Annotated in this window: 7 protein-coding genes; 3 read left to right on the top strand and 4 right to left on the bottom strand. The window is 53.1% G+C overall.

Annotation, left to right across the window (positions count from 1 at the left end; genetic code table 11):
• Positions 1 to 10 precede the first annotated feature (10 nt).
• Together ADH68_RS01775 and ADH68_RS01770 are read right to left on the bottom strand one after the other, a co-directional pair.
• Positions 11 to 1399 (bottom strand): lactate utilization protein B, encoded by a 1389-nt coding sequence (locus tag ADH68_RS01775; protein ID WP_068960048.1) that lies wholly within the window; start codon positions 1397 to 1399, stop codon positions 11 to 13.
• Complete coding sequence (locus ADH68_RS01770; RefSeq protein ID WP_068960049.1) at positions 1396 to 2151, bottom strand: (Fe-S)-binding protein; 756 nt, start codon at positions 2149 to 2151, stop codon at positions 1396 to 1398. Before ADH68_RS01770 ends, ADH68_RS01775 begins: the two co-directional genes overlap by 4 nt.
• A 136-nt stretch (positions 2152 to 2287) precedes the next feature.
• Here ADH68_RS01770 and ADH68_RS01765 point away from each other — a divergent pair, with 136 nt between their 5' ends.
• On the top strand, positions 2288 to 4546 hold the full coding sequence (locus ADH68_RS01765) for a nitric-oxide reductase large subunit (RefSeq protein WP_068960050.1): 2259 nt from the start codon (positions 2288 to 2290) through the stop codon (positions 4544 to 4546).
• A 94-nt stretch (positions 4547 to 4640) separates the two neighbouring features.
• Here ADH68_RS01765 and ADH68_RS01760 read toward each other — a convergent pair whose 3' ends face one another.
• On the bottom strand, positions 4641 to 6224 hold the full coding sequence (locus tag ADH68_RS01760; protein ID WP_068960051.1) for a sulfatase family protein: 1584 nt from the start codon (positions 6222 to 6224) through the stop codon (positions 4641 to 4643).
• A 227-nt stretch (positions 6225 to 6451) separates the two neighbouring features.
• Between ADH68_RS01760 and ADH68_RS01755 the strand changes: the two genes are divergently transcribed.
• Complete coding sequence (locus ADH68_RS01755) at positions 6452 to 9859, top strand: PA14 domain-containing protein (RefSeq protein WP_084273933.1); 3408 nt, start codon at positions 6452 to 6454, stop codon at positions 9857 to 9859.
• A gap of 159 nt (positions 9860 to 10018) precedes the next feature.
• On the opposite strand, the gene ADH68_RS01750 is transcribed toward ADH68_RS01755, so the two are convergent.
• Positions 10019 to 11836: a metallophosphoesterase gene (locus tag ADH68_RS01750; RefSeq protein ID WP_088294841.1), complete on the bottom strand. Its 1818-nt coding sequence runs from the start codon at positions 11834 to 11836 to the stop codon at positions 10019 to 10021.
• Positions 11837 to 12094: 258 nt separating this feature from the next.
• Between ADH68_RS01750 and ADH68_RS01745 the strand changes: the two genes are divergently transcribed.
• A complete protein-coding gene (locus ADH68_RS01745; protein WP_068960052.1) occupies positions 12095 to 13750 on the top strand; it encodes a hypothetical protein in 1656 nt (551 codons plus the stop codon).
• The last annotated feature ends 1 nt before the right edge of the window (position 13751 follow it).

Genomic DNA, 13751 nt, shown 5'->3' with positions numbered 1-13751 from the left:
TCTTGGATTTTCAGTCGTTCTCTTTGTGTGGTTTGATGTTACGCTCATAGTACTGGCGGAATGTCTCCTCCGGAGCTATAGGGTCGCTATGCTCTTTAGCCCATGGATTGAGCGGAGACTCCATTATCGACTTAGGTATATTTCGTAGTGCCCATAGCCCCATCTTTTCTGCCATTGCCAGATTGGTGGTGCTCTTCAGTATTGGCTCGGCGAGGTCCTCTTCCACATTGTGTGTAAACTGCCCGAAGCCGTGTTTCACCACCTCCGACCGCCAGTAGAATACGAGATGTGGTATGGGCACTTTCACCGGGCAGACATCGCCGCACGATCCGCAATGGGTACACGAATATGGAAGACGTGCATACTTGTAGAGATCGTAGCTCGGCTCGAGCACTATACCTATCGGCCCCATGTAGATGGCGTCGTAACTGATGCCTGATGTGCGACGGAATACCGGACACGTGTTCATGCATGCCCCACATCGGATACATTTGAGCACCTCCCAGTAGTCGGGCGATGTAAGTCGCTCGCTACGGCCGTTGTCGAGAATCACAAGATGCATCTCCTGTCCTTTGCGCGGGCCGTGGTAGTGTGAGGTATACTGTGTCATGTCCAGTCCGAGAGCGCTGCGGGAGAGCAGACGTATGAACAGGGGCAGGTCGCTCTGGCGCGGTATCAGCTTTTCAAGTCCCATTGTGGTCACATAGAGCGGCGGAAGGTTGGCGCTAATGTCGGCGTTGCCCTCGTTGGTGCACACGACTATGCCCCCGGTCTCGGCTATTCCGAAATTTACACCCGACATGCCGGCGTCGACTTTAATATATTTCTTACGCATGTCGGCACGCATCACACTGTTGAGGTAATGCGGGTCGTCTATATCCTTGTCAGAGCCGAGAGTCCGGGCGAACAGCGACGCAACGTCACTGCGCAGTTTGTGGATTGCAGGCATCACTATATGCGATGGCCGCTGGTTGTCGAGTTGCTGTATGCGTTCTCCGAGGTCGGCCTCGTAGATGTCGATACCGTGACGCCCCATGAACTCGCGCATGCCGCATTCGTCCATTGTCATGGACTTGCCTTTGGTCACGGTCTTTACATTGTGCTGCCGAAATATGTCGAGTATTATGTTGTTGTGCTCTTCGGCGTCGCGGGCCCAGTGCACATGTATTCCGTTGGCTTCGGCGTTGGTTGCGAACTGTTGCAGATATTTGTCGAGTTCCGACAGTGTGTGTAGCTTTATCTGAGATGCCAGCTCGCGCATCTCCTCCCATTCGGGTATGGATGCTGCAACCTTGTCGCGTCTCATACGTGCCGCCCAGAGGCAGCGGTCGTGCATCTCGCGGTGTGCCTGTTTGTCTATAAATTCGGCTCCGAGCTTTACCTGGTTTACCTGTCTCATGGCTTTGCGTCTCCGTTAAGAATTTCAGTGATATAAAACATTTTCAGATCGAGTCCGTTCTTGCGGGCTATTGTCTGCTGGTGTATCATGCACGACATGTCCTGCGATGTCACATACTTGAATCCATTGCGGACATAGTCGCTTACCTTGTCGCGTCCCTGCTGCCCTGAGCATGAGGAGTCCCATATGGAGTAGGTGCCTCCGAATCCGCAGCATTCGTCGCGGCGTGTGGCGTAGCCTACTTCAAGGCCGTCGACGAGTTTAAGCAAGTCGGCGCATTTGTCAAACGGCTTTATCATCAGTTCTGTCGGCCGCGCTTCATTGAGATAGCGCAGAGAATGACAACCGTTGTGCAGTGCCACACGATAGGGGAATCGCGGATGTCCCGGCAGTTCGGTGATTTTAAGTATGTCATGAAGAAATTCCACAGGGTCGTGTACAGTAGCTCTGAAATGCTCTATTTCGGGAGTCTGCTCCACCTCATTGAAGTGGTCGCGAAACTGGTCGGTACATATGCCTGACGGTACTACGACATAGTCGTATCCCTTGTCGGATATAAGCGGTACGATGCCCTTTTCAAGTGAACACGAATGTTTGATATATCCCATGTCGAGTTCCGGCAGACCGCAGCAACTGCCGCGTTCTATAAATTCTACGTCCAGCCCGAGCTTTTCCAGCAGGCTATATGTAGAGATGGCTGCCTGCGGATGTATCGCGTCGATGTAGCATGGGACAAAGAAGCCAATCTTCATAGAAGTAAATGTAGTGGTGTAAGTCGTTAGAATTTGATAAAATTATATGTCTTAAACAATCGTTATTTAATAATTGTTTTCATACATATCTTATTTATTAAAATCATATTCAACCTACATAAAATACTAATATATTATGATGGAGCGCTCCGACCTACAGTTTGAAAGGGATTACTCATCGCCGGTAATCTCAAGGTGGTGGATACTTGTCCTTGCCTTTGTGTTTATCTATGGATTCTCTGTTCTGATTACGGTTACTGTAAAAGCATATTCCGATAAACCTCCGGTACCTGAGGTGGTAAAGGATATGGCAGGGAATGTGATGTTTACCGGTGATGATATCCGGCAGGGACAGTCGGTCTTTCTTCGCTACGGACTGCATGACAATGGCTCAATATGGGGCCACGGTGCCTACCTCGGTCCTGATTTCTCATCAGATTATCTTCATCAGGTAGCGGTTGCAACGCGAGAGATGAATCCACGGCTATCGATGTCGGAGCTTAATGCCAAAGCCAAGACCAACCGTTATGATGCGTCTACGGGTGTGCTTGTCATGGACGAGGCTCAGGCTTCTGTATTCGCCGACGCTCCGGCCTACTGGAGAAAATACTTCAGCACGCCGGTGAACAACGGAGGCCTCCCCTATAATCTTATCGATGATGACGCCGAATTGCATAAGTTGTGTGCTTTCTTCGCGTGGTCGGCATGGGCGTGTGTGGCCAATCGTCCGGGTGAGGATTACTCCTATACCAACAACTTCCCCTACGAGCCTACGATAGACCAGGGGCCGGCTGACGCACTCACCGTATGGAGTGTGGCCTCCCTGTTGTTTCTGCTTATCGGCATAGGAGCATGCCTGCTTTTTGTCGGACGCGATAAGGAGGCCGACTGGAAGGCCTCTGTCCCTCCGTATCCGATGATGAGCGCCGACGGCAATCAGCCCGCTTCGGTAAGGGGATTGCTCAAGTTTGTAGTGGTAGTGGGTTTACTGCTGCTCGGGCAGACTCTCGTCGGGGGGGCCGTGGCCCATTACCGTGCTGATCCCGGATCGTTCTACGGACTTGATCTTTCTTCCGTGTTCCCGAGCCAGTTGGTAAGAACGTGGCATATACAGCTTGCCATACTATGGGTTGCTACCGGATTTGTACTTGGCGGACTTATCATATCCCGCATATTCGGCGGAAAGGAATGGAAAGGACTCGCCACGATGACATACTTTCTGTTCGGGGCTTTCGGCTTTGTGATATTCGGCTCGCTTCTGGCCGAGTGGGCAGGTTTGGCAGGATGGTGGGGCAATGGCTCCGGTTCGTTCTGGCTTGGCAGTCAGGGTTGGGAGTATGTCGAGATGGGACGCGCTTTCCAGCTGATAATGATTGTCGGATTCCTCGTGTGGGCATACGTGCTGATACGCAACACGATGCCGGCGCTGAAGGTGCCGGGCAAGAGATTCCTGGCATGGGTGTTTCTGGCGTTTGCAATATGTGTGCCGGTGTTCTACATTCCGGCGATATTCTTCGACGATATGACCAATTACACTGTGGTCGATACATGGCGTTTCTGGATGATTCATCTATGGGTAGAAGGATTCTTTGAGGCGTTTGCCACTACAATGGTGGCCATGATATTTGTGGAGATGGGTATTGTAAGCCGCCAAAGGGGCATCAAGATTATCATTCTTGAGGCGATACTTACTTTTATGGGCGGTATTATCGGCACCGGCCACCATTGGTATTTCGAAGGACAAAGCACATTCAATATGGCGGTTTCTTCCTGTTTCTCTGCCATGGAGGTAGTGCCTCTCGTGTTGTTATGCCTTGAAGGATGGCGTTTTTACCGCATCTCACGTGTCGGAGGTGCCGAAGGTGTCGGTCAGCAGCATAAATGGGTGTTCAATTACTTCATGGCAGTCGGATTCTGGAACTTCATCGGAGCCGGGGTGTTTGGTTTTCTCATCAACATGCCGATTGTGAGCTATTTCGAAATCGGCACATATCTTACTCCCAATCACGGGCATGCCGCATTGTTCGGAGTATTTGGTTTCCTCTCTCTTGGACTGTGTGTATATGCTCTTCGCAAGAATCTGAATGATGCGCAATGGGCATCGGTAAAACCGTGGATAAAATGTTCGTTCTGGGGATTCAACATCGGTCTGGCCATGATGATAGCTCTCAGTCTGCTCCCATCAGGATTTATCCAGCTCTGGGACGTGATACACAACGGCTACTGGCATGCACGCTCGATAGAGTTTGTTACCAACAGGACCATGAGCCTTACCGGATGGCTGCGCATGCCGGGAGATGTGGTGTTCATACTTTTTGGAGCGGTGCCTTTCTTCATAGGAGCATGCAAGGCCTGGTGGATCAACTGGCAGTCGCGCCATGCGGTTGAAGATTGATTTTACTATGGCAATACAATATTTACCCCCGTCAATATCCGGCAGCCGGATATTGACGGGGGTAAATATTGTAGTCTCTTTTTTCAGTTTGGGGTTACTCCTTGTCGCGGTCGGGAGAGAAGCGTACTGGGTCGTCATACTGCTCCTGGAGGCGCTTTAGCTCCTCTTTGAGTTCGGCCACAACAGGCTCATACTCTTTGAGGCCATAGAGATTGTGCATCTCCGATGGGTCGCTCTGCAGGTCGTACAGTTCCCATACATCGATGTCGTTGTAGAAGTGTATCAGTTTGTATCGGTCGGTGCGCACGCCGTAGTGGCGCTTTACCATATGCTCAGCGGGGTATTCATAAAAGTGGTAGTACAGCGATTTGCGCGGAGTGTCGGTCTGCTCGCCCTTAAGCAACGGCAGAAGTGACACGCCCTGAATGTCGTCGGGCACTGGCTGTCCGGCCAGTTCGAGGAATGTCGGTGCATAGTCGATGTTCTGCACGAGAGCGTCGATATCGCCTTTGCGGTCGAATCCAGCGGGCAGACGCATGATGAGCGGAGTGCGCATCGACTCCTCATACATGAAGCGCTTGTCAAACCATCCGTGTTCTCCCATGTAGAATCCCTGGTCGGATGTGTAGACTACGAGAGTGTTGTCGAGCAGGCCCTTTTCTTCAAGATAATCGAGCACGCGCCCCACATTGTCGTCAAGCGACTTCACGGTCTTCATGTAGTCGCGCATATAGCGCTGGAATTTCCAGTCGGCGAGCTCCTTTCCCTGAGGATTCTTTTTGTAGAAATCCTCGATTATAGGCCCGTAAAAACGGTCCCAGGCGGCGCGCTGCTCCTTGTCCATGCGCCCGATATAGCTTTCATAGAGTGAGCGCAGGCGTGAGTCCTTGTCGGGACGCAGCATCTTGAGGTCGTATATCATGTCCATATCCTTCACGATACCCATCTCCTGGGCGGCAGCGGCGGGACGTCCCTCGTAGTCGTCAAAGAAATTGTCGGGCAGTGGGAATGTCTTGTCCTCGTACAGCGACAGGTTGCATGTGTCCGAAAGCCAGTTGCGGTGAATAGCCTTGTGATGTATGAGTATGCAGAACGGTTTCTCTTTGTCGCGCTTGTTTTCCATCCAGTCGATGGCATCGTCGGTGATGATATTTGTCAGATACCCGTGTTTCTGTATAGTGTCGTTGTCCTGGGTTATGAAATCGGGGTTGTAGTAATCGCCCTGGCCGGGCACGATTTCCCAGTAGTCAAATCCGGTGGGAAGGCTCTCAAGATGCCATTTCCCCACGAGGGCTGTCTGGTAGCCGCCCTTTTGCAGCAGTTTCGGGAAAGTCTGCTGGGTGTTGTCGAACACACAGGTAGTATTGTCGTAGAATTTGTTGGCGCAGCTGTGCTTGCCGGTAATCATGCACGCACGGCTGGGACCGCTGAGCGAGTTTGCCACAAAACTGTTGGTGAAGCGCACGCCATCGTTGGCTATACGGTCGAGATTGGGAGTCTCCATGTACCGCTTGTCATAGCAGCTCATCATCTGGGCCGTATGGTCGTCGGTCATTATGTACACAATGTTGTAGGGCTTTTGCTCATCGGCCTTTTTCTGCGACGTGCACGACGGCAGCGACGCGGCGGCGGTAATCCCCGTGAGGGAAAAAAGTAATCCGGACTGTAGTTTGTTCATGTAATAAGGGTTGGTTTATCCTACATAGGCAGGACGTGGTAGGTCGTAAAAGATATTTTTCGGCTTATATATCGTTATTATCTGCAAACTTAATCAAAATATCCATCATTTCCGGCATCATTGCGTAAAAACTGTCGTATTGCAACTGAAAATCATTAGAGCAGGATGCATCGTAGCAGATAAATCACTATCTTTGCGATATATCAGTTATCGAAAATTATTAAAACATGAGAACCTTAAAGACCATTGTATTGGCCGTTGCGGCCATGCTTTCAGCGTCGGGCCACTCCATGCCGTCGGCCTCTTCGCCGCGCTACACTCTTTCGCTTGACGGCCCGCGCTGGCATATGATGCGCGATACCGCCGCATCGTGGGAACACGACAGGCTTTATCTGCCTGAAGAGATAACTTCTATAGAGTATCTGCCGGTGAACGCACCTACAGGAGGGTGGGAGATGCTTACCCCCGAAAATGCCGTCAGTGTGAGTGTGCCGGGCACAGTCGAGGAGTATCTTACGACATCGAAGCGTCCTTCGCCCGACGATTTCAAGGGCGTGAGCTGGTGGTTCACCACCGTCAGTGTGCCGGGGAATCTGAAAGGACGCCGTGCCATGCTTCACTTCGAGTCGGTGAGAATGCGTGCCGAGGTGTATCTCGACGGTCGGCTTGTCGGCTACGACATCATCGGCGAGTCGCCTTTTGACGTCGACATTACCGATGCCCTCGTCCCGGGCAAAACACACACTCTTGCAGTGCGTGTCACCAATCCCGGAGGTAATTTCCACTGGCAGGATTTTACTCAGATGCGCTGGGGTGATTACAAGATTCCGCCCGGACGCGGATTCGGTGGTCTTGTCGGCAGGGTCAGGCTCGATGTTGTCGACGCGGTATACATCGAGGACATATATATGCAGAATCAGCCTGTGCCAACCCGCGTGAAAGCGATAGTGAATGTGCGTAACACAAGTCCCAAGGTGGCAGTGCGTACTGTCGGGTATACTGTTACACCAAAGAACGTGTCGGACAAGGTGGTGGCACGCGGCTCGCGCAAGTTGTATCTGGAGCCTGGCGACAACAGCGTGGAACTGGAGATTGATGTGCCCGACGCGCGTCTGTGGGACATCGATTCGCCCGAACTGTATCAGTGTGATGTTACCTTGTCCGACGGCAAGCGACCGGTCGACAGCGACAGGCGCACTTTCGGTTTCCGGTGGTTCTCGCCCGATGGTATCGGCGAGGAGGCCGTACTGAGGCTCAACGGCAGGCGCGTGATGCTGCGCTCGGCGATAAGCTGGGGCTACTGGCCGGCCACCGGACTGCATGCGCGGCCGGATATGGCACGCAAGCAGATTGCCGTAGCTAAGTCCATGGGGCTCAATATGCTCAATTTCCATCGGTCGATTGGCTCTCCGGTAGTGCTCGAACAGGCCGACTCGATGGGTATACTATACTACGAAGAGCCGGGCGCAATACACTCTGCCGACCACGACCCCTTCATACGCGCGATTGTCAACACCAAGCTGAAGCGCATGGTAAAGCGCGACCGCTCCCATCCTTCGCTGGTAATCTACAATCTTATAAACGAACTCGGCGGAGTGCGTGCCGCCGATACGGCTCTGATGGCAAAGCGGCGTGCCGATCTTGTCGAGGCCCGGTCAATCGACCCGTCGCGTGTGATGACGCTTACCTCAGGCTGGGCTTCCAATGAAAAGAGTGAGGAGGACTCGAAGTTCCACATGCGTCCGTTCGACCCCGTGCCATATTTCCGTGGCTGGTATGATAATCATCGCGCCGGAGGCCCTGCCACATGGCACGACGCCCTGTATCGCAATCCGATCGACCAACTGATGTATTGCGACAATCATACTGAAGTATATATGCGCGGCGAGGAGGGCGCCATATCCACCCCTCCGCGTATCGCTCTCATCGAACGTGCGATTGACTCTTCCGGCACCGACGGATGGGACGGCGCTTTCTGGCGCGACCAGGCAAGGGAGTGGCACAGTTATTTCCGCCGCAAAAATCTTGCAGCCGGCTTCGGTAATCTTGATTCACTGACACGCTCGCTCGGCGACATTCAGCTTTACCACCAGGGGCGCCGCATTCAGGGCATGCGCATGGGAAATCTCGGCGATGCATATGTCATCAACGGATGGGAGTCGATGCTTTACGACAATCATTCGGGTGTTGTCGACAATTACCGCAACTGCAAAGGCAATGTCAATACGATAGCGCGCTTTACACGCCCGCTATATGTGGCGGTATCGCCGCGCACACAGTTTGTGAGGCTACCGGGCACTGTCGAAGTCGACTTCCATATAGTCAATGAGGCGGATCTAAACGGTCGTTTTACCCTTGTCGTCGAGAGTACGGCACCGGACGGAGAAAAGAGAAGATTGCTTTCACGCGATGTCGAGGTGGCGGGAGGCGATACATTCGGACAGCTGCTTGCCGAGGCTGAGCCTCTTGAGCTGAAAGGGGGCGACGGACTATACACCATATCCGCCCGTCTGACCGATGCCTCGGGGCGCACTGTGGCCGACGGATATGAAGAAGTGCTCGGTCTGGTGCCCGACGAAGCCGCTCTGCCCGGACGCGGGGCGATATACGGAGAGCCTGACGACCCTGTGGCGCGGTACTATAAGTCCGTTACCGGTCGTGAGCTCCCTGCGTACGACCCTTCGATGGAGCGTCTCGACTGGCTTATAGTCACACGTCCGGCCCTTGACGAGGCCACGCCGATACCTGTGGGGTACTTTGACAATGCCTCCGGTCCGGCATTCCGGGTTACGTGGTTTCACGACAACGACATTTTCGCTCCGGCAGGCACATCGTCCGACAACTGCCTCGACCGCCGGTTTGTAGGCGGAGCACAGCCCGACCCTCTTATTCCGGCCAACCAGGAATTCTCGGCAATATGGGAGGGTACGCTCGTTGCTCCCGAGTCGGGCAATTATCTGATAGGGATAAATACCGACAGAGGTGTTCGCATGGAGGTCAAAGGACAGCGCATAGCCGACGATTGGGGTAACAACAAGGAGGCATCGTTTACATCGCCGTTTTATTTCGAAAAGGGTGAGAAAGTCGACATCATGGTACAGTACCGCCAGACGCGTCCCGACGGAAAGGTCAGACTCGTGTGGACTATGCCCGGCACGTCGGAGATTGCTCCCGAGTCGGTTGTCGACCGTGCGGTGTCCGACGGCACGACACTGCTTCTGCTGAAGTCGCCCGAGTCGTGGATGCAGTTTCTCAATCCTGCCGCCGGCATAGGGTATGAGAGCAACTTCACTGTCGGCACCGATTGGGTAGGAGGAGTTCATTTCGTCACCGACCATCCCGTACTGAGCGGATTGCCTGTCAATACCGCCATGAACTGGCCATATCAGGAGCTCGTAAAGGAAGGAAACAGCCGCCTTGGATTCAAGATAGCCGACGAGCGTTTCATAGCCGGTGCCTACCGTTCGTGGCCGTTCCATCTCGGCACTGCAATGGGCGAGACTCCTTGTGGCAAAGGCAGGGTGCTTTATACCACCCTTCGCCTGTGTGAGCCCCTTCTGTCGCCGGAGCCGGCGGCCGAACCTGCGCGCAAACTCTTCGGCAACATCATCCGCTGGGCCGCCTCCGGCAAGTAACTATAGATTGGAGCATAATCTAATCTATACAGTGAGTTTGGCTTATATTATCGATTGTTTTGGTTCAGTTTATTATATGTATATATCTAAAACTGAACCAAACTTGTTTTTCTGCCAACTTGTCTATCTTTTCATTCCATGGTGAGCGGAGTGCGCGGTTTACATTAGTTTGTCAAGGAGGACATCGCCTTTGGTGTTCAGTACTTTCAGGCGGAGTTCCGACCCTTTGCGGCTTAAAATCATGACGGTGGCACTGTCCATCTTATAACCTCCGCCCACTACTACCGGATAGTTGTTGCCCCGGCTGCCGCGCGGATGAAATGCATACTTGTGGGTATGGGCATTGATTGCCACATCGAAAGGCGCCTTCTCTAAAATAGGGCCCCACATTTCAAGACACGGATTGTAATCGGTGTAGCTGACATCGAGTCCATATACCGGGGCGTGGTGCAGCAGCACCTTCTTGCCTGATTTCTTGAACTCTTTTGTCTTTAATTCCTCTTTAAGAAATTGTACCTGATCCTGACGCAGACGGGTGAAATCGTTCATGCCGTAGTATACGCTCGTGGTATCGGGTTTGTCCTCTCCGCAGTCGAGAATCACAAAACGTGTGTCGCCCCAGTTGAATGCCGAATAAACCTTCCCTCCCGCATAATCAAACAAATCGCGCAGACCGGTCGAAAATGCGCCTCGTATCTCATGATTGCCGCGGATATAGAACACCGGCACACTGTCGGCCCCAACTCCTTTGTTGAGTTCCTTGAGAAAGCGTGTCGCCTGGGCATGGCTCTGCGGGTCATCTATACAGTCGCCGTTGAACACCACAAAGTCATAGTCCACCTTCTTGATATGTTTGCATAGGGCCTTGAATGTCTCGGAATGCTGATGGAGGTCGTTGAATACAATGGCCGTGAAATCCGTTGATGCAGGCGATGGAAGTGTAAACGACTTCAGCTCGCTTGTGGCTGAGTCGCCAAACGTTTTGCGGTAAGCGCCATACCGGAGTATCTCGCGCGAGATTACCCGATAATAGTATTTCCGGCCGGGCTTGAGTCCGCTGAGACGCACCTTGTGCATAGTGCCCCAGTCGGCCTGTCCGTCGAGAAGAGTGCGCTCGCGTGTCATGCTGTCGGGCGATGTGCCGTACTCCACCACACCGGTGGAGGGTACGCTTGTCTGCCACATAACCGTTATGCCGCCGTCGGTCGGATTCTGGAGATATGGCTTGACACGGATTATCTTGTCGTGGCGTTGCTTCATTGTCACACAGGCATATACCGGTCTGTGGTCCGAAGCCACAGGCTCCTCGACAACATTGCTCTTTCTCGTTCCGGCAATTTCGGGGGTACCTTTCTTTACGGCAATGTAATCGAGCAGCTCAACAGGCTTGTCAGCCGGAAACGACATCTCTTCCGTGGTTGAAAGAATGTCGAATTTCTTGGTGAACCGCTCCATGAACCGGTCACCCGGATGTGAGTTGAAATCGCCGGCTATGAAAAACGGTTTGTCGGACAGCGAAGCCACGCTGTCTATCCGGGTCAGCGATGCGAGACGGTCCTGTTCGGTGAGCGAAAGGTGAGTGCATGCAAATATGTAATCCTTAAACTCGACAGCGAGAAGCGCACGATGCTCCTCACGTCCGGGAAGAGCGACCCTTATCTCTTTTATCGGTTTCTCCTTGCATATGATGCCGATGCCATACTTGCCCCCGTCGAAATCTATTGCCGGAGCATAGACATGACGCATTCCGGCGTAGCCAGCGATTTCGGCCAGAAGGTTACGGCCGTGGCTACGCCCGGTGATGCTGTCGATTTCCTGAATGGCGACAACATCAGGCGCCACACTGTCGATGACCGAGGCTATCCTCCTTGTGTCGATTTTACCGTCGAGCCCGGTGGCATTGCGGATGTTATAACTCATCATTCTGATGTCGCGTGCCTCTGCTCCCTGCGATATTGTCAGAAACGCGATGGCCATAATTACGGCAACAGTAAATCGTTGGATTATACTAAATTTGCACATATTTGAAAGGTTAAGCATGCTGGTGGTAGAGATAAGATTACCCATACAGACAAAATTAATGAAATATCTGTAATGACCGATGGGCTATCTCAATGTTTTTTATTGCGAGTATCTGTGAAAGTGGCTAAATTTGTAGAAGTAAGTAAAGTAATTCAGACGAGGTAATGTTAGTGCATGTTTTGCGCATGCCGTGAATCTGAGACAATCTCTGAAATGTCCGACCGACAGAAATCATATATAAATATCCCTACACTGTGGGTGCTATCGGTGGTCGCGGCTCTTGCCGTGGCATGGAGTGTGATGTATATATTCACATTGCCAATGGGCGACGACCTGATATACACCTCCATACTCAGGCGTGCCGACGGGATTGGTACCGGGGCATATGCAGTGTGGGAGTTCCCGCGATATTGGGCGCGCCACTGGATGTACACCAACGGCCGGTCGGCCAACCTGTTTGCGTCGCTCTTCATGGGCATCCTCCCGCATTGGATGGTGTCGGTGATGTGCGGTATGGCTGTAGGGGCCATGTACCTTTTCGTGCTTTACTTCTGTCGCCTGTTCCCTTGCAAGGGGAGAGGAGTGGCAGCCACCGTGGTGATTGCCGTAATCGCGTTTCTGTTTCCATGGTGGGACTCTTTTTCGCTCATTGATGTCAATTTCAACTACGTATGGGCCACGGCTATGCCGCTTGCGGTTTTAGTAATGCTACGGCATGACGGCCGCGGATGGCTCGGAAGAGTGGGGAGTATATCCGACCGCTCGGGGCTCATTACTACCGCATGTGTGGCTATGTTCTGCCTCTTTGCGGGCATGATTCATGAGGCCGCCACACTGTCGCTCTGCGCGGGCATTGTGTGGACGGCATGGATGCGGGGCGATATATCCTCAGGCGGATGGCGACGGATGTCGCGTCAGCTGCGATGGATGCTCGGGGCGTTTTTTGCCGGGGCGGCTGTGGCCGCTCTTTCTCCGGGCATTATCATGCGCGCTGTCGGCGGGAGTTCCCCCGACGATGTATGGTGGGTGGTGGTGCTCAAGTCGGCTCCGATTACCCTGATTCTGCTTTTTGTGATACTCATGTCGCTGATGAGCCGTAACGGCCGCGATAGATTGCGCCGGGTGATGGTGTCCGACCGGGGCATGTGGGTCGTAAGCGCCATCGCAGGTCTGGCGTTTGTGGCTGTCGGGGGGATTGTGGGGCGCAGCGGCTGGTTCTCACAGATTTTTGCCCTTATAGCTTTATGGCAATGGTACGACCCTGTAGGGCGATATCGTGTCAGTCTTGTGGACGGAGGCCTTGTCGCTCTGTCGCTCGGAATGTCGGCTGTCGTCCAGATGGTTGAGGTAGACCGTTACAGCTATATCGGCTGGAAGGCCGACAGTGAGCTGCGCTCGCTCTATGCCGCGTCGCCCGACGGCATTGTGTGCTACGACATGCCCGACGACAGCCGCCTGCCTCTGTGGGTGTTCTCGCGTGTGCGCTATCTTCGCCCGGAGGACGATTACACTCACTATGGATTGCGCCTGTACTATAAGAAGGATTGCCCGCTTATCAATCTTCCCGCCTCTGCGGCGGCAATCGACTGGGCGAACTTCCGGCCGTGCAAGGCGTTGAAATTTGAAACAAAATACCTCACAATAGGCTCTGTTGCGCTTATGCCTCCCGCCGATGCGGTGTTCCCCGAATCTCCGGGATGGGCCCGGCTCTATGTCGGCAAGGCTGAGAGTGCGGAGTCGCAGCATTTCAATATATATGATTTCGGCTCACAATATTGCAGCCGCAATTGGGTTATACCTTTTGAGAAGGAGGGACGCACATATTACTACACGCGTCCCTACCGGCCTCATTGGGGCGACCGCTTCTGAG

It is taken from the genome of Muribaculum intestinale, from assembly GCF_002201515.1.
GTDB lineage: Bacteria > Bacteroidota > Bacteroidia > Bacteroidales > Muribaculaceae > Muribaculum > Muribaculum intestinale.
The sequence above is the reverse complement of the archived record's forward strand: the minus strand, read 5'-3'. Positions and strand labels throughout refer to the sequence as shown.

Bases quoted from the DNA above. Each gene is read 5' to 3' on its own strand.
- ADH68_RS01775 (WP_068960048.1), bottom strand. From the start codon at position 1,399: ATGAGACAGGTAAACCAGGTAAAGCTCGGAGCCGAATTTATAGACAAA.
- ADH68_RS01770 (WP_068960049.1), bottom strand. From the start codon at position 2,151: ATGAAGATTGGCTTCTTTGTCCCATGCTACATCGACGCGATACATCCG.
- ADH68_RS01765 (WP_068960050.1), top strand. From the start codon at position 2,288: ATGATGGAGCGCTCCGACCTACAGTTTGAAAGGGATTACTCATCGCCG.
- ADH68_RS01760 (WP_068960051.1), bottom strand. From the start codon at position 6,224: ATGAACAAACTACAGTCCGGATTACTTTTTTCCCTCACGGGGATTACC.
- ADH68_RS01755 (WP_084273933.1), top strand. From the start codon at position 6,452: ATGAGAACCTTAAAGACCATTGTATTGGCCGTTGCGGCCATGCTTTCA.
- ADH68_RS01750 (WP_088294841.1), bottom strand. From the start codon at position 11,836: ATGGCCATCGCGTTTCTGACAATATCGCAGGGAGCAGAGGCACGCGAC.
- ADH68_RS01745 (WP_068960052.1), top strand. From the start codon at position 12,095: ATGTCCGACCGACAGAAATCATATATAAATATCCCTACACTGTGGGTG.